This window comes from Colwellia sp. Arc7-D, assembly GCF_003061515.1.
Lineage (GTDB): Bacteria > Pseudomonadota > Gammaproteobacteria > Enterobacterales > Alteromonadaceae > Cognaticolwellia.
Window position 1 is genome coordinate 1,235,117 of the sequence record NZ_CP028924.1, and the last position, 24,074, is coordinate 1,259,190.

The 24,074-nt window shown below is 38.1% G+C and carries 18 protein-coding genes; 11 read left to right on the plus strand and 7 right to left on the minus strand.

Translation table 11 applies throughout. The annotated features are described in order from the left end of the window. Nucleotides 1–292 precede the first annotated feature (292 nt). The 5 genes from DBO93_RS05435 to DBO93_RS05455 all read left to right on the plus strand — a co-directional run bounded on the left by DBO93_RS05435 (nt 293) and on the right by DBO93_RS05455 (nt 8,409). Nucleotides 293–901: a hypothetical protein gene (locus tag DBO93_RS05435; RefSeq protein ID WP_108455415.1), complete on the plus strand. Its 609-nt coding sequence runs from the start codon at nt 293–295 to the stop codon at nt 899–901. A 154-nt stretch (nt 902–1,055) separates the two neighbouring features. Continuing rightward, nucleotides 1,056–5,048: a S8 family serine peptidase gene (locus DBO93_RS05440; RefSeq protein ID WP_108455416.1), complete on the plus strand. Its 3,993-nt coding sequence runs from the start codon at nt 1,056–1,058 to the stop codon at nt 5,046–5,048. 547 nt (nt 5,049–5,595) lie between these two features. Next, nucleotides 5,596–5,925 carry a VF530 family protein gene (locus DBO93_RS05445; protein ID WP_108455417.1) on the plus strand — a complete coding sequence of 110 codons (330 nt, stop codon included), beginning with the start codon at nt 5,596–5,598 and terminating at the stop codon, nt 5,923–5,925. 231 nt (nt 5,926–6,156) lie between these two features. Next, nucleotides 6,157–7,314 carry a PQQ-dependent sugar dehydrogenase gene (locus DBO93_RS05450; RefSeq protein ID WP_204100651.1) on the plus strand — a complete coding sequence of 386 codons (1,158 nt, stop codon included), beginning with the start codon at nt 6,157–6,159 and terminating at the stop codon, nt 7,312–7,314. 273 nt (nt 7,315–7,587) lie between these two features. Then, nucleotides 7,588–8,409 (plus strand): MBL fold metallo-hydrolase, encoded by an 822-nt coding sequence (locus DBO93_RS05455; RefSeq protein WP_204100652.1) that lies wholly within the window; start codon nt 7,588–7,590, stop codon nt 8,407–8,409. A gap of 33 nt (nt 8,410–8,442) precedes the next feature. Here the strand turns inward: DBO93_RS05455 and DBO93_RS05460 are convergent, their stop codons facing one another. Continuing rightward, entirely contained in the window at nt 8,443–9,333 is an 891-nt protein-coding gene (locus tag DBO93_RS05460; RefSeq protein WP_108455419.1) for a LysR family transcriptional regulator, read from the minus strand. 126 nt (nt 9,334–9,459) lie between these two features. On the opposite strand from DBO93_RS05460, the gene DBO93_RS05465 reads away from it, so the two are divergent. From DBO93_RS05465 to DBO93_RS05475, 3 genes are all read left to right on the plus strand, one after another. Then, nucleotides 9,460–10,446, plus strand: coding sequence for a zinc-dependent alcohol dehydrogenase family protein (locus tag DBO93_RS05465; RefSeq protein WP_108455420.1), 987 nt, complete (start codon nt 9,460–9,462; stop codon nt 10,444–10,446). Between the two features lie 70 nt (nt 10,447–10,516). After that, the gene (locus DBO93_RS05470) at nt 10,517–10,816 is read left to right on the plus strand and encodes a DUF1330 domain-containing protein (RefSeq protein WP_108455421.1); all 300 of its coding nucleotides are present in this window, start codon (nt 10,517–10,519) and stop codon (nt 10,814–10,816) included. 362 nt (nt 10,817–11,178) lie between these two features. Beyond that, nucleotides 11,179–11,982, plus strand: a complete 804-nt coding sequence (locus DBO93_RS05475; RefSeq protein WP_108455422.1) for an SDR family NAD(P)-dependent oxidoreductase — start codon at nt 11,179–11,181, stop codon at nt 11,980–11,982. Between the two features lie 202 nt (nt 11,983–12,184). Here the strand turns inward: DBO93_RS05475 and DBO93_RS05480 are convergent, their stop codons facing one another. The 3 genes from DBO93_RS05480 to DBO93_RS05490 all read right to left on the minus strand — a co-directional run bounded on the left by DBO93_RS05480 (nt 12,185) and on the right by DBO93_RS05490 (nt 14,977). Beyond that, complete coding sequence (locus DBO93_RS05480; protein WP_108455423.1) at nt 12,185–12,850, minus strand: peptidylprolyl isomerase; 666 nt, start codon at nt 12,848–12,850, stop codon at nt 12,185–12,187. Nucleotides 12,851–13,049: 199 nt separating this feature from the next. Then, a complete protein-coding gene (locus DBO93_RS05485) occupies nt 13,050–13,427 on the minus strand; it encodes an RNA-binding S4 domain-containing protein (RefSeq protein WP_108455424.1) in 378 nt (125 codons plus the stop codon). 320 nt (nt 13,428–13,747) lie between these two features. After that, complete coding sequence (locus tag DBO93_RS05490) at nt 13,748–14,977, minus strand: type III PLP-dependent enzyme (protein WP_108455425.1); 1,230 nt, start codon at nt 14,975–14,977, stop codon at nt 13,748–13,750. A 594-nt stretch (nt 14,978–15,571) separates the two neighbouring features. Between DBO93_RS05490 and DBO93_RS05495 the strand changes: the two genes are divergently transcribed. Continuing rightward, nucleotides 15,572–16,417 (plus strand): YiiX/YebB-like N1pC/P60 family cysteine hydrolase, encoded by an 846-nt coding sequence (locus DBO93_RS05495; RefSeq protein ID WP_108455426.1) that lies wholly within the window; start codon nt 15,572–15,574, stop codon nt 16,415–16,417. 98 nt (nt 16,418–16,515) lie between these two features. Here the strand turns inward: DBO93_RS05495 and ggt are convergent, their stop codons facing one another. Next, nucleotides 16,516–18,198, minus strand: a complete 1,683-nt coding sequence (gene ggt / locus DBO93_RS05500; protein WP_108455427.1) for a gamma-glutamyltransferase — start codon at nt 18,196–18,198, stop codon at nt 16,516–16,518. A 440-nt stretch (nt 18,199–18,638) separates the two neighbouring features. Beyond that, the gene (locus DBO93_RS05505) at nt 18,639–19,826 is read right to left on the minus strand and encodes a methionine aminotransferase (RefSeq protein ID WP_275403666.1); all 1,188 of its coding nucleotides are present in this window, start codon (nt 19,824–19,826) and stop codon (nt 18,639–18,641) included. Nucleotides 19,827–20,337: 511 nt separating this feature from the next. Here DBO93_RS05505 and DBO93_RS05510 point away from each other — a divergent pair. Both DBO93_RS05510 and DBO93_RS05515 read left to right on the plus strand, forming a co-directional pair. Beyond that, nucleotides 20,338–20,883 carry a heme NO-binding domain-containing protein gene (locus DBO93_RS05510; protein ID WP_108455428.1) on the plus strand — a complete coding sequence of 182 codons (546 nt, stop codon included), beginning with the start codon at nt 20,338–20,340 and terminating at the stop codon, nt 20,881–20,883. Nucleotides 20,884–20,904: 21 nt separating this feature from the next. Beyond that, nucleotides 20,905–22,938 (plus strand): ATP-binding protein, encoded by a 2,034-nt coding sequence (locus tag DBO93_RS05515; protein WP_108455429.1) that lies wholly within the window; start codon nt 20,905–20,907, stop codon nt 22,936–22,938. A gap of 404 nt (nt 22,939–23,342) precedes the next feature. On the opposite strand, the gene DBO93_RS05520 is transcribed toward DBO93_RS05515, so the two are convergent. Next, on the minus strand, nt 23,343–23,891 hold the full coding sequence (locus DBO93_RS05520) for a TrmH family RNA methyltransferase (protein ID WP_108455430.1): 549 nt from the start codon (nt 23,889–23,891) through the stop codon (nt 23,343–23,345). Nucleotides 23,892–24,074: the final 183 nt, after the last annotated feature.

Here is a 24,074-nt window from a genome sequence, read left to right on the forward strand (position 1 = left end):
CCAATAATCATTATGATTGCCGCGCTATTTCAACGTTCTCAAGTTCCCATCACAACAATTCAATCAACAACTAGCTTAGGTAAAACAAACTACTTACCCACAACTCAGTATGGTATACACCACTGAATTTATTATAGTTATTATTCATTACACTCAGTGATGCTACAAAATGCTACACAAATCAAGTTGGAAAAAGTTAAAAAAAAGTTACATTTAACGTTGTTGAATATTTTTTAAACAGCAATTTAAGTTTAATTTTTTCTGCTTAATCATGCTTCGAAGGAGCAATTTGATGAATATGTTTCGTAAAGTCACAGCATCGCTAATTGTGCTCTATCTGGCTTTGGGATTAACAATATTTACCAGTATTGAGGTGCTGTCGATTGGGATGGCTAGCGCACGAGTTCTTGGCGATGATATGCAGGTTTTACATGACAGCTCCAATATACAAAATCCTATAAGCATCACTTTAATAAACGGTGACACCCTTGTTGCTCGTTCTTTAGCAAGTAAAAGTGGTATGAACTTACTGTCAGCTAAAAATAAGCAACCTGTGGGTTTTACTACTTCACTACGTAATGGCTACCGTTATGTGGTTCCTCTGTCAGCACAACAATACGTAGATTCAGGTTTGATCGATGTTGAATTGTTCAACATGAGCAAACTATACCAAATGACTATAAATAACAGCACATTAAACACCTTTTCAGTATTGGTGAAATACCATAAGCAGCATAAGCCAAAGGCTATTAGCAGCGACATAAGTAGCGTGGTATTTGAGAAGATTAATAGCCAATTAGTCACGTTTAATAAGCACGTTGCCGAACATGTATGGAACAAGCTTGTGCATGATTCGACTATTAAAAAAGTCTGGTTAGATGAAGCTATGAAGCATTATTAACATTAAATGTCGGTATAGATTTGAGCAACTTTCAACGAGATAAAAACCAATTTACACACTGGATTTTGAAACATTAACAGCCGTTCGTTAATTTCTTATCCGCTTTATAACTACAAATAATATAATTCTACATAACATAGGGAGGTAAATTTACATGAAAGGTAAATTTAAAAGCAACATGGTTACTTTGGCTCTCAAAGCAACCGTTTGTCTTGGGTTAATGGCTGCATTAATACCACAGGCACAGGCCAACGAAAATTCCACGGAATACACTTCGTCTGTTCGTAATTTAAGTTTTACTTTAATTACTGGCGATAAAGTGTCAGCACGTTTGAATACTGACGGCACTATTGGCGGTATTCGATTAGTCGACAAAGATGGTGGCGATGTTTTTACCAGTATGTTTAAACGCGGAGGTGAAACGTATGTGATCCCAGCAGCGGCGCAAGATCGTATCGACTCTGGCAGCCTAGATTTAGAGCTGTTTAATATCGACAAGCTTTATCAAGCAGGTTACGACGATGCACGTTCAGACTCACTTCAAGTTATTGTCGAATATCGTGAAAATACACAAAGTGGCAAGCCATTTTCAATGGATATGCCTGGCGCAAAGTTGAAAGCTACATTCGATATTATCGATAGTGTCGTGATGTCGGTTGAAAAAGCTGAACTGAGTAATGTTTTAGAAAATCTATCGGCAAATACCGCTGTTGAAGGTGTTTGGCTTGATGCAATGGTACAAGCCCATAAAGAGTCAAAAGATAAAGCTAAAGGAAAGAACAAAAAAGATAAAAATGGTAAAGACAAATGGTGGCATAAGTTTTTTGATATTGATGAAACATCACCTACTGTTCCTTTAACTGGTGCATATGGCTCACATGCTATGAGTTTTAATGGTGAAGGCGTTAAAGTGGCTGTTTTGGATACTGGCTACGATACTGATCATCCAGATTTAGCGAGTAATGTTATTTTATCTTACGATTTTAACCGCTCTGGCTCTAATAGTGTTGACGATCTTAATGGTCATGGTACGCACACGGCTTCCACGGTAGCTGGCTCTGGTGTTGAGTCTAATGGTAAATATGTAGGTATGGCACCCGGCGCACAATTATTAATTGGTAAAGTGCTTAATGATGCTGGTGGTGGCTTAACTTCTGGTATTTTGTCTGGCATGCAATGGGCTGTTGATAATGGCGCTGATATTGTAAGTATGTCATTAGGTGGCTCTGCAACGTCTTGTAGCGGTCCATTAGTCGACATGTTAGAAGAGCTAAGTGATGATGCTTTATTTGTTGTTTCTGCTGGTAACAGTTTCACACGTGAAACCGTAGGTTCGCCTGGTTGTGCACCCAGTGCTTTAACCGTTGGTGCTATTGACCGTATTGGTCAAACAGCTGAATTTTCAAGTCGTGGTCCTTCTCCAGACGGTCACTCAGCTAAGCCTGATATTACTTCTCAGGGCGTAGCTGTTATTGCTAGTGCTTCAGGTGGTAAAGGTGAAACTGCTTATCGTGCATATTCAGGCACCTCAATGTCTGCTCCACATGTATCTGGTGGTGCTGCTTTAGTACTGCAAGCTAGACCTGACCTAACGCCGCGTCAGCTGAAAGCGGTATTAACGTCGTCAGTTTCAACAACCGATGCCCATGTGCTAGACCAAGGTGCAGGACCAATGGATGTCAATCGAGCGATTGTTCAATCGGTGATTGCTCCGCCTAATATGGAGCTAGGCTTTTTTGATTATCAACAAGAAAATAGCCTCACTCAAACCAGTGTTTCTCTGTCTAACTTAAGCGACGAAGATGTAACCTTTGATTTAGAGTTAAGCTTTTTAGGTGACAACGGACTTGTCATTGCAACTGAAAAGTTAGCAGGTTTAAGTGTTGAACAGATCACGATTCCAGCAAACGGTAATGCCAGCGTACCTTTATGGATTGATCCTACTGTTGCTTTAGATAATGCGACTTATGGCGCTATTACTGGCCGCTTAATTGGCAGCGAAGTATCGAATTCTCGTGGTAAAAATAGCCGTAAAAGTGGTGACTGGGTAAGTGCTGACAATGAAAAAGTTACTGTGCCAGTGTCATTTTGGATAGAACCACCGACGATGAATTTAACCTTAACAGCGATAGACCGCTTAGGTTTGCCTGCGGCAAGTCCTTCGAAATTCTATATTGTTAGTGATGAAGATGACTGGGGTTCAAGTTCGAGTTTTGTTGCTGGCACTAAAACGATTGAGTTACCTAAAGGTCGTTATAGCGTTGTTGCACATATCATGACTTACGACAATCCTACATCTTACGGTGGGTTAGTTGAGTCTGCGACAATGATGGCGGAATTAAGTGTTGATTTAGCATCTGATCAAGAGATTGTTTTTGACGCTAATACCGCTGAAAAAATAACATTCAAAACGGATAAACCTTCTGAAATGCAAGGTTTCTCATTTGGCTTTACTTATGCCTTAAGTGACCAAGAAGTGCTGAAATTAGCTGCCACTGAATTAGCGCCTGACTATGTTACTGATTTTTATGGTTTATCTAAAGGTAATGACCCTCGCTTCAACAGCTTTGTAACCACACGTGCATTTGCACCTAAACCTATTATAACGACTGCTGGAGGAACCACTATTGATTATATATTGGCTGGTGGAGCACGAACATTCAATGGCGAAGGCTCTACTGAAGTAGTAGCTGTTGGCGATGGTGGTTATTCTACTGATTGGAGTCAATTTGATGTTGCTGGTAAAATTGCGTTAGTTGACGCTGATTATTATATTACCAGTGTACAAGTTACTAAAGCGATTGATGCTGGTGCAATAGGTATTATAGGCTCAGTTGTAAACAGAACAGGGCGCTACAAGGCTACTATTTCAGGTAATCCAGCGATTCCGGTTGTTACAATCACTCAGGAAGAAATGGCTAAGTTGTACGAAGAAATAGACGCTAACGGTAGTTTACAAGTCAGCTGGTCAGGCACTGCGCATGAATATTCGCCTTATGTTTATTCATTAGTTCATTCAGAAGATGGTTATATCAAAACGGGTACATTACGTGTTAAAGACAAAGATTTAGCTGCTATTGAAGCAAAGCATTATACCCAAGGTGCTGAACGCCCTAAATTTACCGATGTTTATGCTGCATTGCCAAGTACTGGTGAGTTTTATGCGACGGGTAGCCCACAAATGTTGATAGCGCCGCTTGTGCGTACTGAATATTTCACGGGTTCAGAGTCGAATAAGCAAAATGATGGTAAGCCGGTTAATGATAAACAACGTGCAAAATTCGAAGAGCCAACGATTACTTGGACTAATTTGGTTATGCCAACAGTTAGGTTTAATACTGATGGTGGCTTATTCGATGGCCCTCGTGAGCTCACCAAAGGTGCAAGAGAAGTAACGTCTTGGGATAAAGCGCCTTGGGGATCAACGTTAATAACTAACGGAACTCCTCGTGGATACAGAGATACAAACCTTTTAAGCATTAACAATGCTTCATATGGAGATGCTGCTGGTCATGATGGTGGCTTAGGTTACAGTTTAAGCTCTGCAGTTGGAATATCGGTAGATGGTCAGCAAGCTTACTTAACCAATGGTTATTTAGAATTACCGGATGAAAGTGTAGAAATTGGCTATTCTATTAACACCTATAAACGCGGCGTTGGTAATGTGCATGTTGCTAAAGAACTTTTAGGATCAGAATTATATGTAATGCATACATTTACCACGAGTGCCGAAAAACAGGGTTTACAAGATATTTTGATCCCTGTGATCGATATTCCTTTGGATTTAGAGAATACCGCAAAAGCTAACTCGCCAGTTCGTATTAAAATCAGTGGTAAAAACCAAGGTGATGGTGACGTTGAGTTGACAAATGTTTCAGTAACTTACCGCGTTGGCAGAGAATGTCAGATGTATCGTTTCACTTCGTGTCGAGTTGATGAAGAGGTATCTTTTCCTTACAACCGCACTAAAGTGTTGCCAGAGGATATTGATGAAAACGCAACTGTAGAGAAAATCAACGGTCAATGGTATGCCACTATTCCAAATGAAGGTGTAGCGGGAGATTTTATCCATATGCGAATTATCGTTACTGACGAAAACAATAGCACTACAGACCAGTCGTTACTGCGTGCCTATATGTTGGACTAACACTTAGTGAGACATTACTGAGTTAGAAATACTGAGTTAGTTAATATTAAGTAGCAAATATAAAAGCGTTGAGAGTTATCTCAACGCTTTTTTTGCTTTGTATGGTTAAAATATAAAGTAGGGTCAGGTACACATTAAATTTTCAGCAGAGCTTTCCTAAAAGTAAACAACTAGCCGCTATTTATCTTACCTGAGTTTTGGGTGAATAATAATTAAATGGGCAGATTTTGTTAATGTGTACCTGACCCTAATTATTATAATATTGGCTTTGTATAAAGTAGGGTCAGATACACATTAAATTTCAAGGATATTATTACTCAAAGTAAACAACCCTCAGACACATATAATACAAGGTTTTAGGGTATTCTTTTCAAAGAGTTAAATGGATAAATGTTGTTAATGTGTACCTGACCCTAATTAGCCTGATATACCTTCTAATCTTTTGGTGAGACTTAGCCAGCTTACGTCGCTAAAATTTATTATGAGTGGCATAGTTAATATTTTAAGGAAACTTGGTACAATGCTATTTTTTGATTTTAGGTAGCTAATGAATAAAGGTAATGAGCCGCTTCACGGCATAAAACTTGAACAAATCCTCACTGAACTTGAGAAAGAAGTTGGTTGGGATAAGATGGGTGAGTTACTTAATATTCGTTGTTTTACTAATAAACCGCGTCTTAAATCAAGTTTAAAATTTCTCCGTACAACCCCTTGGGCACGCAGTAGAGTTGAAATTTTATATCTGAAAACATTTTGCAGTAAGCATAAAGCAACGGGGAATGTGATCAGGGGCATACTCTCTCAAAAAACAGCAGCAGTAGAAAAGACCTCCAGCAAACCTGCACCTTTTGTTTGGCCAACATTGGAAGATAAATAAACGTGACAACTAGCATTGAAGTTAATGCTGTTCAATATCACTGTTTGGCTGTTTAAGTCTCTATGTCGTGTTGTTAGATTTAAATTAGCCAAACTTATCAAGCCATCCGTAATAACTTCTTGTTAACTAAAATAATGTCTTATCTTGTTTAATTGAGTAAATAAGTTTTACTTTTAATTGTCACTAAATCACTTATCATGACATTAGTCGAGTTCATAAGGAGTAACAATTATGCCACCACTAAAACAGATAAAATTACTTAAGATCAAGCTACTTAGCATTAGGTTACGAAAAAAAATGCTGATGCCATTTTTGGCTTGTGTATTTATGCCTTTTTTCGTTAATAGCGCTGAAGTAACAAAGACAAAACTTGTCTCAGAGTTGTATTTTGCTGACTCAGGTATTCCTTGGGGCATGGCGTGGATACCCAATGGTGATTTGTTAATTACCTTGCGCAGTGGCGAGTTAAAAGTCGTAAAAAAGGGCAGTGGTAGTGCAGAGAATGTTACGGGTTTGCCAAAGGTAGTTACTGGAGGTCAAGGCGGTTTACTTGATATTGCTTTACACCCCGACTATGCCAATAACGCTTGGCTGTATTTGTCTTACGTAAAAGCTGACGGCAAAGGCAATAAAAGTACCGCCATTATGCGGGCAAAGTTCGATGGTAAAAGCCTAAGCGAACAAGAAGATATTTATATTGCTCAAGCTTACGGTAAAAAAAATTCTCATTTTGGCAGCAGATTAGCGTTTGATAACGAAGGTTATTTGTATTTTTCTATTGGTGATAGAGGCCAAAGAGATATTAACCCGCAGGATATTACCCGTGATGCTGGTAAAGTATATCGGTTATATGATGATGGTCGTATACCCGATGATAACCCTTTTGTTAAAACTAACGGCGCTAAAACTGCAATTTATTCCTATGGTCATCGCAACCCGCAAGGCATGGCCAAGCACCCTGTAACAGGCGATATTTTTAGCCATGAGCACGGTCCGCGTGGTGGTGATGAAGTTAATCTTATTGCCAAAGGTAAAAATTATGGCTGGCCAGTGATTAGTTATGGCATTAATTATTCAGGTACTTCTTTTACCGACTTAACGAAAAAGCAGGGTATGGAGCAACCTCTATGGTACTGGGATCCATCAATAGCACCTTCAGGTATGACGTTTGTAACCAGTGACAAGTATCCCAATTGGCAAGGCAATATTCTGGTTGGTTCATTAAAGTTTGGTCAGGTCATTATGCTAACACTTGATGGTAACCAAGTTGTTAAGGCGGAAATAGTTAAAGATGATCTAAGCCGTGTGCGTAATGTAAAACAAGGACCCGATGGCTATATCTATGTTGCGGTAGATGGTAAGGGAATTTATAGATTAATACTTGAATAGTTAAAGGCGCTTGAGCCTTTATTGATTTAACTGCAAGCGAAGCGAGGGTGAGCTAAGGGCAAACTCGTCTTTTTTAGTTCACTGCTTGTTTAGCTCAGTTAACCACAGTTAATAACTAGAAAAAAATCCATCTTACTGCTAAGGTTTTTAACACCCAAACGCTTAAGAGTGCGCCATATGTTTCCGCTTTATTTAAGAAAAAAATTCCATTCATCTTTCATATTAATAGCCTTAATAGTACTGACAAGTTGGTCTTCGACAGCAGCTTCAAAGGTGTTTCCTAAGACATTCCCTAAAGTGTGGATAAATGGTGTTAATTGCGCGACAGAAGCTAAGGGGCAAGTGCATCAGTACGATGAAAATCTATTTATTATACGCCAGTCAGTGTGTACTAATTTTGAAGCCCCTTTTATCTATTTGTTGTTTGGTAAAAACAAAGTATTAATGCAAGATTCTGGCGCGTCAGACTTTGGTCAACGCCAAATAGTCGATAATGTTATCAAACAGTGGTTAATTGATAACGAGCTCAACACCATTGAGCTTATTGTTAGTCATAGCCACGGACATGGTGACCACGTGGCGGGCGATAGCTTATTTATAGACAAACCTAATACGCAAATAATTGGCAAAGATCTTGACTCGGTTAAGCGTTTCTTTGGTTTTAATCATTGGCCAGATGGCATGTATCAATTAGATTTGGGCGGTCGGCGCATTGATATTTTACCATTACCAGGACACCAAGATGCTCACCTAGCGTTATATGATTATGAAACTCAGATTTTGTTTACCGGAGATTCTTTATATCCCGGACGCATTTACTTTAAACAGGAAAATTTTGAGGCTTTTAGTCAGAGCATGAAAAAGCTGTACAAATATGCTCAAACAAAAACAGTAAAGCACATTTTAGGTACTCATATTGAGATGACACAACAACCAGGTGTCGACTATCCATTTACAGCCAAAGCGCATAAAAATGAGCGTAAATTAGAATTAACAATACAGCACCTAGAACAGTTAGTTAACTGGTTACCAAACGCAAAGTTGCCAGTAAAAAAGCAAGTGTTTGATGATTTCATTCTTTATCCAACTAACTAAATAACTAAAGGCAGGTACACATTAAATTGCTATTTATTCCCAATAAGGAGAATCCCCAAAATGTTCAGCAAAGTAATCGATAAAGGCTCTCACTTTTGGCGCAAGTAATCTAGAGCTAGGATAAACAGCCCAAATAGCTGTATTAGTCGCAATAGGATAATCTTTAAGTATTTGCACAAGTTCACCACTTTGAAGGTGTTTATGAACACTCCATTTAGAGCTTATGGTTATACCTAAACCGTTACAACAAGCATCTCGAACCGCTTCTCCATTATCAGTTCTTAAAGCACCTTTCACTTTAATGTTTACTTGTCCTTTTGGCGTTTTAAACGCCCAATCATCCAAGCCTATTAATGTAATACATTGATGTTCATTTAGTTCTTCTGGAGTTTTTGGCTCTCCATTTTTGGATAAATATGCGGGTGATGAACATAATATTCTGCTGTCTGGGGCTAATTTTTTCGCAATTAAGCTCGAATCTTTTAATGCAGAGTTACGAATGGCGATATCAAACCCACCCTCAACCAGATCAACAATGGTATCAGAGAGTTTTAAATCAACATTTAAATCAGGATATAAGGCTAAAAATTTTGTTAGTGCAGGCAGTATATGCATTCGCCCAAAAGAAGCTGGGGCTGTTACACGTAATGTTCCTCTGGGAAATGCGTTACCCGCGCCAACAGAAGCTCGTGCTGCTTCAACACTAGAGATAACATCTTCAGCATGAGGAAGAAAAGCTCTTCCTTCTTCAGTAAGTGACACTTTACGAGTCGTTCGATGAATTAATCTTACCCTTAATTCAGCTTCTAGTTTATTGATGTGAGCACTTGCAACCGCAGGAGATAACCTTAACTCACTGCCCGCTAAGCTAATGTTATGAGTCGTTGCAATTCTTATAAAAAGTTTAAGGTGTTCAATATTCATGATTATCAATAAAAAATATAAAGTGATTCTTTAACTAAGTCTATTATCAAAATAATCAATAGTAAATATACTTACTCGATTAAATGACATCTATTAGTTAACGACTTAATCAAAAAGGTAAATCTCATGAAAGCAATGATCATAAAAAATTTTGGTGGTTCAGAAGTATTTGAAGTAGCAGATATCGCAAAGCCTGAAGTTAAAGCTGGCCATGTGCTTGTTAATATTAAAGCGAGCAGTATAAACACGGTTGATACCATGATCCGCCTAATGGGTGATGACTTACCTCTTGCGCCACCATTACCTGCAGTATTAGGAATGGACTTTGCCGGAGTTGTTGAAGCTGTAGGCACTGGTGTTACTCAGTTTTCAGTAGGAGATGAAGTTTATGGTTGTGCTGGTGGATTAGCAGATTTACCAGGAACCTTGGCAGAGTACATAGTTGCCGATGCTAACTTAATGGCTAAAAAAGCTAAAAATTTAACTATGCGCGAAGCGGCTGCAATACCTTTGGTTGGCATTACCGCTTACGAAGGATTAACACGCGCTAATACAAGCAAAGGTCAAAATGTATTAGTACATGGCGGCTCAGGTGGCGTTGGACATATCGCCGTTCAACTTGCTAACTACATGGGTGCTAATGTTTTTGCTACAAGTGGTGGTGACAAGCAATTAGCTTTAATTGAATCGCTAGGCGCAAAAGGTATTAATTACAAAAGCGAAACCGTTGAAGAATACGTTGCTAAACATACCGCAGGTAATGGTTTTGATGTGGTATTTGATTCAGTTGGTGGCGCAAACATGACTAACTCATTTAACGCCGCCTCGTTAAATGGCCATGTTGCTTCAACGGTTGCTATGGTGGAATTAGATTTAAGCGTAGCGCATTTTAAAGGTCTTTCATTGCATGTGGTGTTTATGTTGATCCCTATGTTGCATAACTATAAACGTGAAAACCATGCTCACATTCTTAACACGTTAACTGAGATAGCTGAAGCTGGCGCTTTACGTCCGGTATTAGATGAACAAACCTTTAGTTTAGAAGAAGCAGGTAAAGCACACGATCGCCTTTCAAGTGGTCAAGGCATGGGCAAAGTAGTTGTAGACGTTTAATGCATTCTTTGGTTAAAGCCCTTTAGCGGCTTTGCCAGTTAATATTGTACTAATAAAAGTTTAGGAAAAAATGATGACTTATTATTCAGTTATAGAAGTAACACCAACCAATGAAGATTGGATACCTGATTATGTTGCTCCAACTAATGCTGTAGTCGCTAAACACGGTGGCAAATATATTGCTCGAACAGCAAACCACGAGCGTTTAGAAGGTGAAGGTGACAATGCAACACTACGAGTTATTATTGAGTGGCCAGCAAAAGCGTCAGCAGTTGCCTTTATGAAAGATCCTGACTATGCTCCGCATCTTGCAGCGCGCAGCGCAGGTTCTATTAGCAATCACTTTCTTATTGAAGGCATTGAGGCTTAGCTTAATTTGTTATGCGTTAATATTAAATTAGTTAATTTTGGCGCATTGCACTTAAGTAAATAGGTAAAACAGACAAGAAAATGAAAAGTAGTGAAGTTTGAAATAGATTCCTTGTTATAACAAGTTTATTTTGAATGGGTTAGTCGAGGTTACCATCGTATTTTCAAGCCTAACCGATTAGTATTGTTTTAGTCATTCTTATAGAAGATTAGATTGACAGTTCAGTATCTAAAATTGATTACTCCAGCAACTTTAAAACGTATTGCGAATGAAGTACTACCTGATTTTACAACCTAACTTTTTGACCTAGATTTTTAGCATAACTTTGCAGTATAACTTTTACTTTTTGAAGGAAGAACAACATGAAAAAAATGATCCTGATCACAGGTGCAACTGATGGCATTGGTTTAGAAACTGCAAAACTTTTAGCGTCTGATGGACATAACTTATTAATACATGGACGTAATGTTGAAAAGTTAAAAGCAGTTAAAAGCTTATTGGCTGCAATACCCAATGCAGGCAGCATCAACAGTTATTTAGCTGATTTATCTGTTCTTTCTGATGTTAAAAAATTGGTAGAAGATATTAAGAATGAATATAAGAGCTTTGATGTACTCATCAATAACGCTGGTATATTTAAATCAAATAACACAATAACACCAGATGGATTAGATCTTCGATTTGTTGTTAATACAATTTCGCCATATATATTTGCCCAAGAGCTTTCACCTTTACTTGGGAGTTCAGGACGAATTATTAACCTTTCTTCGGCCGCCCAATCACCTGTAAATATTCAGGCATTACTTGGAAAAGTAAAACTGAGTGATATGGAAGCTTATGCTCAAAGCAAATTGGCTATTACTATGTGGAGCAAAGTACTTGCCGAAAAATTTGGTGGCAAAGGGCCTGCAATTATTGCCGTTAATCCTGGATCTTTATTGGCCTCAAAAATGGTAAAAGAAGGGTTTGGTGTTGAAGGACATGATTTAAGTATTGGCGCGAAAATATTAAAACGTTTGGCATTAGAAGAAGGTATTGCTGAACATTCTGGTCAATATTTTGATAACGATAAAGGACAGTTTTCGCAGCCACACCCAGATGGATTAAACCTAAAAAAATCAGAAGAGGTTGTTGAAGTAATAAATACTATGATCAATAAATACTAAATTTCTATCTTTCGCCGTGACCATTTAGTTAGATATAGGTATTTTTAATCATTGACCGTTGCTTGTATGCAGCTATAAAGGAATCAAGAATCAATGGGGGTCAGGTTTATTGATTCTTAGCTGCGAGCAATCTAAGTAAGCATCAATTTAATTCATATATTTTACTGGTTGGCCGTTATTATTTGATGGTTATTCCAATTAACTATTCATCTGCTTTTTCTTCATCAAGAATGACAACTCTTATTATGGTGATCATTTTTTTCGGCACTGTGGTGTAGCCTAATTGTTCACTGTAACCCACTTCTACTTGTGCGATCGCTTCTAATACTTCATAGCCTTCAATAACTTCGCCAAATACAGCATAGCCCCACGAGCTGCCTGGGTCTAAATTGGTATTGTCATTAAGGTTAATAAAAAATTGGCTGGTTGCAGAATGCGCGTCGTTAAGCTGTTTCGCCATCGCGATTGTGCCTTCGCTGTTTGTTAAACCGTTGCCTGATTCATTAAAAATAGGCTCGTCGGACTCAATTTCAGTGTAGTTAGTCATAAAACCACCAGCCTGAATCAGATAGCCTTCTTCAACACGGTGGATTAACGTTTTATCATATTGTCCTCGGGTGATATAACCTAAGAAATTATTAGCCGCAATTTTCGATCGGTAACGGTCAAGCTCAATAATGATATTGCCCATATTGGTTTCTATACGCACTTTCGGGGATAAGTTACTCGGTTGAATATATTGTCCCTGCGTATTTGCAGCAAACACTTGTAATGAGATAAATAAGCTAAGTAAAACTAGTAAAGTTCTGATCACATGATTACCTTTATATATTGTGCGATTGACGAGAAGTTGAGGTATTTTAGCCATTATTTATATCATTAAGCAAAGCTCAGCAATTTAACGGGTCAATAAGGTTAGCGTTATGGCTATTTTATTTTTACTGAATATAAACAGAAAAACCGAAAAGCCTTATCATTAAGTTTTTCGGTTTTTGTAGTTATAACATGTTGAATGTTATTTTTAAAATCTACTATGTAAACTCGACTAAGAGTAAAACTTTGCCTAATTAAACTGAAGTAGGTTTTCTTTTCACTCGCTCAGCTGAAGGTTTAGTTACCGTTTCTGATGAAGTAACCGGCGCTTTACTGTTAGCTCTTTTTTTCTTTTTTGCATTTTTAGTCGCTGAAACAACGGTATTAATGAACTCTGCTGATTTTTGAGCAGGGTTATAAGCGATTTTAATAGCTTTACCGTTTAGTTCGATAATATCGCCGTGGCGAATTTTTTTACGCTTTTGCACGGTAACTTCGTTATTTACTTTAATATTACCTTCACTGATCATGGTTTTAGCTTCGCCGCCACCGCCAACCATATTGGCAATTTTAAGTAATTTATAAAGTTCTATAGGTTCAACACAAATGTCGTAAGTTGAGTGTGCAGACATGAAATACGCCTAATAATTTTCAATTAATAATATGGTTATATTCTAGCATATATAACCGTTATTGAATAAAGCGAAATAACAAAACATCCACTTTCCTAAATACAATAATGAGTGAAGTATTAGAAATTGAGAACATCAGGATCGCTTTTGCTTTATTAAAAACACAATTATAGTGGCATAGTTAATTAGTAATGCAATGTCTCTTATACTTTTTCAATAAACCCAGTATTGTTTAAAGAAAAAACGCAGTAGTAAACTGCGCTTTATGTTTGTACAGATACAAGCCTGCGTATCTATAGCGGGGGAACTTGCTTAAGCTATTAGCCCGTTAATACTTGGCTGTGAACTTGCTCATTTAATACCACTACTTCTGCACGTTTGAAGAAGTTAAAATCGGTAGCAGTCGCTAGAGTGTATGCACCCATCATTCGACTGATAATTAAATCACCATTGTTTAGCTTAGGTAACATAATTGATTCGCTTACTACGTCAATACTGTCGCATGTTGGGCCTGCTAGTACTGAGTCAAAACGCATGCCGTCTTGTTTTGCACTGTCGATTGGGTATGCTGCTTCATCAAACATTAAGCCACTGAACGAGCCGTAAATACCGTCATCTAAGTAGTACCATGTTTTACCTTCACGCACAGATTGACCCATGACAGATGCCACGCTAGTTACACAGCTTGCAACAATAAAGCGGCCAGGCTCTGCTAGTATTTGCATGGTTTCTGGCAATTGTGCAAGGGCAACATTAATTGGCGCGCAAAACACATCAATTGGCAATACATCAGCGCTGTAAGGCACTGGAAATCCACCACCAATGTCTAATGTGCTCAATGCAGGCAAGCCAAGCTCACTAACTTGCGCAATAACTTTTGCACAAGCGTTAATTGCATCAACATACTTAATTGGGCTAGCTGTTTGCGAACCAACATGGAACGATAAACCTTTAATACGAATGCCTAATTGTTGTGCGTAAGTAATAATTTCGATTGCCATTTCTGGGCTACAACCAAACTTTTTAGATAAATCAGCAAAGGCATCTTTATTGCGAAAGCTTAAACGTACTAAAATTTCTGCTTGGTCTTTATAAGCAATAAATTTTTCTAATTCGTTGATGTTATCAACCACAAATACTGTGCAGCCGTAGGCTAATGCATCACGAATGTCACTATCGCGCTTAATTGGGTGCGTGTGAATGGTGCGCTCGCTTGGTACGCCTTCACTTGCAACTAAATCAACTTCTCCGCTGGTGGCTAAATCAAAGCTCGCGCCTTCAGCTAGCAATGTGCGAACAACTGCCGCTAATGGCAAAGGTTTTAATGCAAAGTGCAGGGTAACATTAGGTAATGCGTTTTTAAGTGCATGGTATTGGCGACGAATAGCTTCGCAGTCAAGTACCATTAAAGGCGCGCCAAATTGTGCTGCTAGTTGTTCAACTTCTTGATTAGATGGTTGTGTATAAGCAAAGCATTCACTTTGGTTAGCCGCAACCGTTGCTGCAGGTACTTTGATTTTGAAGTCTTTTAATTGTGTTGATAAAGCCATGGTATTCTCCGAGTAAAAGAACGTATCTATTACGTCCTAAGCAACTGCTCGGATAATATTTATCTGCGAGTCAGTTAAGTGATATTAATAGTGCTTATGCACAGTCAAATTCACTCTTGGATAGTTGCTCATTTGCCTTGCTACAAACTAAATTTGTAATGTACTCGGATTGGCTATCATCAAGAAGCGGCGAGATAATAATGTGCGTTTTTAATTTGTGCAACATTTAATTTTAAAAAATGATGAAATTATTTTATTTATATTTAAATCAATATATTACGTGTGGCTTTAGAAGCTGTGTTTTTTTAATAAATGTGATTAATTGAAACTTTATTGCACAAATAAGCAAAAATTAGCTTTTGAACTACGGTAAATGTATGGCGTTATAAGCTGATCATTGTGAGCAGATAAAACTACTACAGTAAGTATTTTTATATCAAGTTTGCTAAGAAAATATTGTTTTTCAGTTTATGGGCTTATAGAACGTTGCATGCAAAAGTTGCTAGGTTTATGCTGTTAATTATAAGAAACCGGTGCCGATGAGAGATTAATGTTGGCAAAACTTTAGCGTTTAACACAGGTTAAGTATTGGTAATGTCGGTAAATAAACAAGATCAAAAACAGAGCATTCTCTCTCGTATTGGCAATGCATTTGGCGATAAATTAGCTACGTTTTTAAATAAGCCTCGTGACTCATATACTACATTTAGTACGCTTTCGATTGAGCAGTTAAATGAGAGTCTTTTGCCGGGTGATTTACTATTGATAGAAGGTGATAGTCGCATAAGTACTGCTATTAAATATTTAACGCAGTCTACTTGGTCTCATGTATGTATTTATATTGGCGATAAACCTAACATGTTACCTTTGTTAGAGGCTGATTTAGTTGATGGCGTTTGTACTGTTCCGTTAGAAAAATACGCTGGATTTAATATGCGTATTTGTCGACCGTTTGGCCTGACAAAAAATGATAATGAAGCGTTATTAGCATTTGTTACTTCTCGCATTGGCATGCAATACGATACTAAAAATATTATCGATTTGATGCGATATTTACTGCCAACGCCGCCAGTACCTCTTCATTTTCGACGAAGATTACTTGAGTTTGGTAGTGGTGATCCAACTAAGGCGATTTGCTCTACTTTAATTGCACAGGCTTTTCAGTCTATTCGTTATCCTATTTTACCTTTAAAAATTCAAGAGGATAAATTGACAGAAACCGCAGAATTACCTGCTCGCGGTTTTTCACGGTTGAAGCCTAAAATTTTTACCAATAGTCGTTTAGAAAAAAAGCATTACAGCCACTTTATTCCAAGAGATTTTGACTTGTCGCCATATTTTGAAATTGTAAAACCAACGCTTAAAAAAGGTTTTAATTATAAGGATATTCAGTGGGTGGACCAAAACCAAGATGATACTCGTCAGTCTCATGCAAAATAAGCGTTAAATGGGGTCAGGTGCATTTTATATATTGCCATGACGCTGACCCTTACGATTTAACTTCAACTTATTCCTTTAAACCAACTACTTTCAAGCAATTACTTTATATCAATTACTTTTGAAACGCCTCTATCGCGCGAGTCTGAGGCCGGAATAAGTTGTTCTCCGTCTTTGTAAATAACCTGTATATCACCAAATTCCCAGCTATGAGGTTCAACACGATAACCGCGTTTGGTTAAAGCCTTAATCGTACTTTCAGGAAGCGGAAGTGAAGGGCTTTGGGTGATTAAATCTGGTGGTAGTAATTGATGATGAAAACGACTCGCGCTAGCAGCTTCAAGCGGTGTCATTTTAAAATCGAGTATATTAACCACTGCTTGGAACACTGAGGTGAAAATTGTTGAGCCACCCGGTGTACCAATCACCATTACGGCTTTGTTGTCTTGTAAAAGTATGGTGGGCGACATGGATGAAAGCATGCGCTTGCCCGGTTGTATTTCATTAGCGGTATTGCCAACAACGCCAAAAATATTAGCGACACCCGGTTTAACACTAAAGTCGTCCATTTCGTTATTTAATAAAAATCCTGCACCTTCAACCACTACGCCAGATCCATATGCCCAGTTAATAGTGTAGGTATTTGAAACAGCGTTGCCATCAGCATCAACAATCGAGTAGTGAGTGGTGTTAGGTGATTGTAGACCAGGGTTGACTGACTCTAAACGCGATATGGCATTTGGTTTAACTTCCATTGCACGTCGTTTAATGTATTCGTCGCTGATTAAGTGTGTCATGTCAATATCGACAAAAGCAGGATCACCCAGATATTCAGCGCGATCAGCAAATACGCGTTTTTCCATTTCAGCGACTAAATGAACATATTGCTCTGAGTTATGTGCAACGCCTTCAAATTCTTTACTTAAATAATCTTTCATTTTAAGTAATTGAATAACACCAAAACCGCCAGAACTGGGTGGTGGTGAAGATAAAATTTGGTAATCGCGCCAATTAGCTTTTAAAGGCTCTCGCCAAACTGCTTTGTATTGTGCAAGATCTTGTGCGCTGATAATACCGCCGCTTTTTTGCATTTGCTTAACAATTAATTTTGCAGTTTCACCATGATAAAACTCTTTGCTACCATTTTTTGCTATGCGCTTTAACGTTGCTGCAAGCTCAGGTTGTTTGAATTTTTTTCCGTGTTCAACGCTGCCAAAGTAACTTTGAAAATTAGTTAGTCCGTTAAAGCGTTGGTAATTATCTTGTATGTCATCAACCAAGATATTGGCTGGAATAAACCCTTGTTCTGCTAATTTTATAGCGGGTTCTACTAACTTACTCCACGGCAGTTTACCAAAGCGTTGATGCGCTTCCCAAAAGCCAGCAACTGTGCCTGGTACGCCTGGCGCTTTAGCACCAATTAAACTTAAATTTTGGATAACCGCTTTTTCATCATTAAGATACATATCGCGATGTGCGGTGAGGGGAGCGGTTTCACGATAATCTAAAAATAAGGCTTTGCCGTCGATATAAATAAGCATAAAACCACCGCCACCAATATTGCCGGCGTCTATATAAGTCACGGCTAATGCAAAGCCCGTTGCAATGGCAGCATCAACCGCATTACCACCAGCCAGCAGTATATCTTCAGCGACTTTAGCCGCGTATTTATCTGGTATGGCTACGGCTGCTTGCGACACTTTATCCGCAGCATTAGCCGTGGTTGAGAATATTGATAAAAACAAAATAGAAATGCAAAAATAGACACGAGCGCCATTTATCATGGGGTATTCCTTGGTTGTTATTCCACTGGTTGCTTTGCTAGTTAACGATAGCAACACTGAACTTTAAACTGGGTTAATGTTATATATTATGAGCGATGAACAAAGCAATGAAATAATAACGATAAAGTGTTTTTAACCTAGTTTCTGAACTGATTAGCACACTCAGCTAAAACGATAGCACCTGCTTAATGTTAATGCGGCTTCACTTACACCTTTGTACTGATGTGTAATTTGCTTTAACCACACTAAGGCAATACTGCTATCTTTAAGCTCTTATATGTCATCTCTATTGATACAAAAATCAACTAAAAAAGTTTCAGGCAGTAATTATAAATCAACCGATTTATTGACAATAAAATACGCTAAAATCAGCTGTTCTAAGTGTTTGAAATTAGTGTGTTGAACTAAGCAATGTATGTCGAATTACACGGCAACTATGGTTAAAGTTGACATAATATTTTCGCTGCTTTACGTAATGTGTCGTCATTTTTTGCAAAACAAAGTCTGATCACTTTATTATTTTTATGGTAAGTCGGCCTTTGTTCAACAGGGTACAGCGGGCTAAGCGGAATGGCAGCAACGCCTACTTCTTTAGTTAACCACTGACAAAATTCACGATCATTTAGCGCTGAAATTGCCGAGTAATCTAATAATAAGAAATATGTGCCTTTAGATGGCAGCAAAGTAAAGCGAGAGTCTTTTAATGCATTATTCAGAACATCGCGTTTTTGTTGATAAAAACTCGCTAATTCAGTGATATGTGCTGGCTGTTCTTTTAGCATTTGTGCAATAGCAATTTGTGCAGGCGTAAAGGAGCAAAAGGTCACGTATTGATGAATTTTTCTAAACTCGGCCATAAGTTCATTAGGTGCGGTGCAATAACCCATTTTCCAACCAGTACAATGAAAGGTTTTACCAAAACTAGAAACGACAAAGCTACGGTTAAACAGTTTAGGATAACGAAGCACACTTTCATGGCGTAAGCCGTCAAAAGTCATGTGTTCGTAAACCTCGTCACTAATTACATAGAGGTTATGTTTTTCAACTAAGCTTTGCAGTGTTTTAAGGTCAAACTCACTCAGTATTGAACCCGTTGGGTTGTGTGGACTGTTAATAATAATGGCGCGAGTGTTTTCATTAATACTTTGCTCTACTCGTGGCCAATTTATTGCGTAGTCAGGTGCATCAAGCGTGATATGGCGACAAATACCGCCTGCAAGTTCAACGGCGGGCTCGTATGAGTCGTAAGCGGGATCAAAAATAATAACTTCATCATTTGGCCGCACCAGTGTTTGTATAGCAACCCATAACGCTTCAGTAGCACCAGAGGTTATTGTTACGTTGTTTAGTCCATCAAGTTTTTGCGCATCGGGTAAATGCGTTTGATATTGTCTATGCACCATTTCAGCAATTTGCGTTAATAGTTCAGGCAAACCGTTTGACGGTGAGTATTGGTTTTTCCCTTCACTGATCGCTTGATTAATTTTATCTTTCAAAAAATTAGGGGTATCAAATTCAGGGAAACCTTGAGATAAATTAATCGCCTGATATTGATTCGCCATGATCGACATTTCGGTAAAAATACTGGTTTCTACATTAGGCATTTTGCTGGTAAAAGAAGATGACACAAAAACTCACTTAATTTTTATTAGGCACTCGTTAAAGTGGTTACGGTTTTAGCCGTGATAATTTAGTCAGTAATAATTAACAGCTAAGTTATTCGGTATTGTTAAACACTATTGTTAAACACTATTGTTAATAGGTATAGGTCAGTGACATTAACTCAAACGCCAATGAACAGATAAATAAGATGTTAAGGCTAACGGCGATTGAGTTCAATTATTAATACGAGATTAGCTATCAGTCATGAGTTTTTAATTTAGGTTGTGCTCAATGTTGCAGATATAGCTTATTTGATAATTACCGTATGCTTAGTTATAGTTTGGCAGAGATAGTAATGTAGTTTGGCACAAATATTTACTGCTTTATGTTTTAGAATAGCCAATTAAGGCGCTTCTATTAAAGCGAGTGGTGGAAAATCTTAACGATATAACCTTCAATTAGGTCATATTTTCTCGTAAGGTTAATATGATGACTTCAATTGACCTATAGTATTTTAGCTCCACCGGAGTAGTGCAGATGTACGGACTGATTAATAAATCATTGAAAGCTATGATTACTGAAAACCACGGGGCTGATTGTTGGAATAAAATATTTGAAGCTTCGGGCGTTTCGGTAGATTCTTTTGTTAGTATGCAACAATATGACGACCAAGTAACATATGCATTGGTAGGCGCTGCCTCAGAACAGCTTAATGCAAGTCCTGCAGATTGTTTAGATGCGTTTGGTTACTATTGGGCGACAGTCGTTGCACCAGAGTCATATGGACTATTACTTGATAGTACAGGCAGTAATTTGTTGGAGTTTTTACAGCATACCAATGATTTACATGACCGTATCACATCTACTTTTATAGGTTATACCCCCCCATATTTTGAAGTCAGTAACAACGACAACCGCGTTGCGCTTCGTTACGAAAGTAAACGTGAAGGACTCACTCCATTTGTGATCGGTGTTATAAAAGGGTTAGCGAAACGTTTTGGCTCTACATTAACATTTGAACCTGTAGAGAAAGTTCAGGTTAGTCAAGGTGAAACCAGTGTAATTCACTTTGTCATTCATTAATCTGAGCTGGTTATCTTACCCATGAATACAGCAACAACAAATAATAGTATTAACGTTATTAAGCAGCTTGCATCAGTATTCTTTACTGTTAATAGACAAATGAAAGTCAGTAAGCCAAGCCCTACCTTATGCAAGTATTTACCAGACACAGACTTATGCGAACCTGACATTTGGCAAGCAAATTTTTTTGACTTATTTGCTGTCACCAGACCCCATAGACTCAAAGACTTTTCTAGTATTATAAATGCGCGAGACAGTATGGCATTGCTTGTTCTATGCGATGGTAATTTTGCCATGCGAGGACAATTTGTTACCTTAGATGATGACAGCGAGCACGTAATATTTGTTGGTGCACCTTGGTTAGCATGGATGAGTACTAACCAGCCTGACACTCAATTAATGATGAATGAATTCAAGCCTTGGGATCCTCAGCTTGATCAACTTATGCTGTTGTCTACCGAAAAAAATAATATTGCTGACCTAAAGAATCTGACGGGTGAGCTAAGAGAAGCCCGAGATAAAGCAGAAAAAGCGAGTCAAATTCAGGCTGACTTTTTTGCTATTATGAGCCACGAAATGAGAACACCGCTAACGGGGGTAGTTACTGCTTTAGAATTAATCGATAACAGTGAATTGAGTCCTCGCAATAGTGAAATGCTTAGTATTGTAAAAAATTCGGCTGAAAATTTAAAATATGTTGTAGACCATGTGCTTGATTATTCAAAGCTGCAAGCAGGTGGTTTTGAAAACCAGCCTATTGATTTTGATCTTAAACATATTTTACAATCTGCTTTAATGGTTGTTGATGCTCGGGCACGAGAACAAGCAAGTGAACTCAGCTTATTAATCGAAGATAATATTGCTCCTTGGCTTAGAGCTGATGCTGCTAAAATTCGTCAAGTCTTGATTAATTTGTTAAGTAATGCGGTTAAGTTTACTGAAAATGGTCAAATAAAAGTTACTGTAAGTTTGAATGAACAGCAGTATTTGCAGGTAAGTGTATGTGATACAGGTCTGGGTATTCCTTTGGATATTCAGCCTAATATATTTAAACCCTTTTTAACTTTTGATGCTAAGCAAGGTGAGAAAGACAGTGGTACAGGCTTGGGGTTAAATATTTCTCGGCGACTGGTCGAGTTAATGGGGGGAACGATAGATTTTGAATCGAAACCTGCGCAAGGTGCGGTTTTCTATTTTTTTATTCCTGTTGAAGTTGCTAAAACGCCTATCATCAAACCTCAGCTTATTCAGCCAGTCGATCAATCTTTCAATGGTCATGTATTGCTAGTTGAAGACAATAAAACTAACCAATTTCTATCTCGTATTTTACTTGAAGGGAGAGGACTTACCGTTGACGTCGCGGGTGACGGTAGGCAAGCAATCGATAAAATTAGTGAAACGCATTATGATTTGGTGTTCATGGATGTATCTATGCCAGTTCTCGATGGTGTGAGTGCAACTAAAATATTGCGAGAAACACTGAGCAATACCCAGCTTCCAATAATAGCGTTAACAGCACATGTTGGAGATCACTATCATAAGCGTTTTATTGATAGTGGCATGGATGCAGTGCTGAGTAAGCCAATTGATCGTATATTACTTGATAGTCACCTATCGCAATGGTTACCTGTGCAATCATTAGATAACTATACAGCACCAATTTCTCCTAAAAAACAGTTGAATATAGCGAAACAAGACTCTGATAAAGATTGGTTTGTGCAAGATACTGCCAGTATATTATTAGACGATATTGGTATAAGTGCTTTTGTACAGATATCCAATTTATTTTTGGCCGAAATAGATGAAGGAGTGCAACAAATTTGTAGTGCCTATCAGCAAGGAGATATAGAGCTACTTGCTGACCATGCGCATACCATTCGAAGCAGTGCTAGTTCAATTGGTTGTCAGGCTTTAGGGCAACATCTAGCATTTATAGAAACCGCTGCGCAATCCAATACCACATTAGCCCTAGAACCCTTAGTTAGTATGTTGCCAGTGATAGTAAAGAAATCTTCTGATCCACTTATTATCTACCTGAAAGCGATTGTAAAATAAACAAGTTAAGGTTAATAAGTGTAAGTAGAGTTATACACTTCTGAACGATAAACTTCATACTTAGTGAGCCATAAACGAGATGAACTAGCAAATAGGTGACTATCTGTTAGTTCATCATTATGAAGCGCAAGATAAAGCGCATTTATTCACTTACCACTGTCAGCTTGGGTTAATGCGCCAGGTTATTTTGGCGTGTATTTCCAATTGAACGAGAAAGTATATAGAAACCTTTGCAGTTGAAGTCTTAAATAGTTCTTTCCCGCAAATGGATCTTCACATACAAAAATACGCTTAAGGGGTTTTTGTAACCTTAATACCATTTGAATTAAATCCATGTGCATTTGAACTGATAAGAGCTAGCCACTGAGTTGGTTAGCTCTTTTTTATAACGGTTTGGTGTTGTTTTAGAGTAGTTTTCTAATTTGGTTAGCACATTCAGCTAAAACTATAGCGCCAGCGGTTGAAACATTCAGTGAGTTACCCATGCCAAACATGGGGATGTGTATTTGTTGATGACTCATTTCTAACGCGGCTTCGCTGACACCCTTGCGTTCATTACCTAATACTAGTGCACACTTAGCAGGGTAGGCAACTGAGGTATAGTCAACTGAATCACGACATAGCTCAACGCTGTAAGCTGAATAGCCGTCATCTGCCAAAGCTTGTAAGCATGAGGTGGTACTTTCGTTATATTCAACACAAACCCATTTAGCTTCATTTCTTGATGCTTTTTTCATTTTTTTATCTGAAATGCTCAATGCTCCTGTGCCACAAACAATCACTTTTTCAATAGCAAAAGCATCAGCCAAGCGAATAAAGGCACCAATGTTATAGCTGTTGGTTACATTATCTAATACCACAATTAGTGGGATTTTTGGTTTCGATAAGTATTCATCACGGGTAAGTTTGTTTTCTCTAAGCTCTTCTTTGCTCAGTTGTATTTTTGAAGACATTATTTCTACTCTGATTGCTTTGCTGATTGAAATTAAAATGTGCAGCTTTAAGTTTATTTGCGTATACGTTTGTGGTTTAGCGCAGGGGGAGGATTGTGCGGTTTTATCTGTTGAAGATCAAATGATAGTTCACCTTCAGTTTTTCAAACTTGCGCTAAATATAAAAGCTTTAGTTTGAATGTA

Excerpts from the sequence above, each read along its gene's own strand:
- DBO93_RS05480 (WP_108455423.1), bottom strand. The coding sequence starts at position 12,850 with ATGGCTAAAATACCTCAACTTCTCGTCAATCGCACAATATATAAAGGT.
- DBO93_RS05515 (WP_108455429.1), top strand. The coding sequence starts at position 20,905 with ATGAATACAGCAACAACAAATAATAGTATTAACGTTATTAAGCAGCTT.
- DBO93_RS05520 (WP_108455430.1), bottom strand. The coding sequence starts at position 23,891 with ATGTCTTCAAAAATACAACTGAGCAAAGAAGAGCTTAGAGAAAACAAA.
- DBO93_RS05465 (WP_108455420.1), top strand. The coding sequence starts at position 9,460 with ATGAAAGCAATGATCATAAAAAATTTTGGTGGTTCAGAAGTATTTGAA.
- DBO93_RS05470 (WP_108455421.1), top strand. The coding sequence starts at position 10,517 with ATGATGACTTATTATTCAGTTATAGAAGTAACACCAACCAATGAAGAT.
- DBO93_RS05510 (WP_108455428.1), top strand. The coding sequence starts at position 20,338 with ATGTACGGACTGATTAATAAATCATTGAAAGCTATGATTACTGAAAAC.
- DBO93_RS05460 (WP_108455419.1), bottom strand. The coding sequence starts at position 9,333 with ATGAATATTGAACACCTTAAACTTTTTATAAGAATTGCAACGACTCAT.
- DBO93_RS05475 (WP_108455422.1), top strand. The coding sequence starts at position 11,179 with ATGAAAAAAATGATCCTGATCACAGGTGCAACTGATGGCATTGGTTTA.
- DBO93_RS05495 (WP_108455426.1), top strand. The coding sequence starts at position 15,572 with ATGTCGGTAAATAAACAAGATCAAAAACAGAGCATTCTCTCTCGTATT.
- DBO93_RS05450 (WP_204100651.1), top strand. The coding sequence starts at position 6,157 with ATGCCACCACTAAAACAGATAAAATTACTTAAGATCAAGCTACTTAGC.
- DBO93_RS05440 (WP_108455416.1), top strand. The coding sequence starts at position 1,056 with ATGAAAGGTAAATTTAAAAGCAACATGGTTACTTTGGCTCTCAAAGCA.
- DBO93_RS05485 (WP_108455424.1), bottom strand. The coding sequence starts at position 13,427 with ATGTCTGCACACTCAACTTACGACATTTGTGTTGAACCTATAGAACTT.
- DBO93_RS05490 (WP_108455425.1), bottom strand. The coding sequence starts at position 14,977 with ATGGCTTTATCAACACAATTAAAAGACTTCAAAATCAAAGTACCTGCA.
- ggt (WP_108455427.1), bottom strand. The coding sequence starts at position 18,198 with ATGATAAATGGCGCTCGTGTCTATTTTTGCATTTCTATTTTGTTTTTA.
- DBO93_RS05435 (WP_108455415.1), top strand. The coding sequence starts at position 293 with ATGAATATGTTTCGTAAAGTCACAGCATCGCTAATTGTGCTCTATCTG.
- DBO93_RS05445 (WP_108455417.1), top strand. The coding sequence starts at position 5,596 with ATGAATAAAGGTAATGAGCCGCTTCACGGCATAAAACTTGAACAAATC.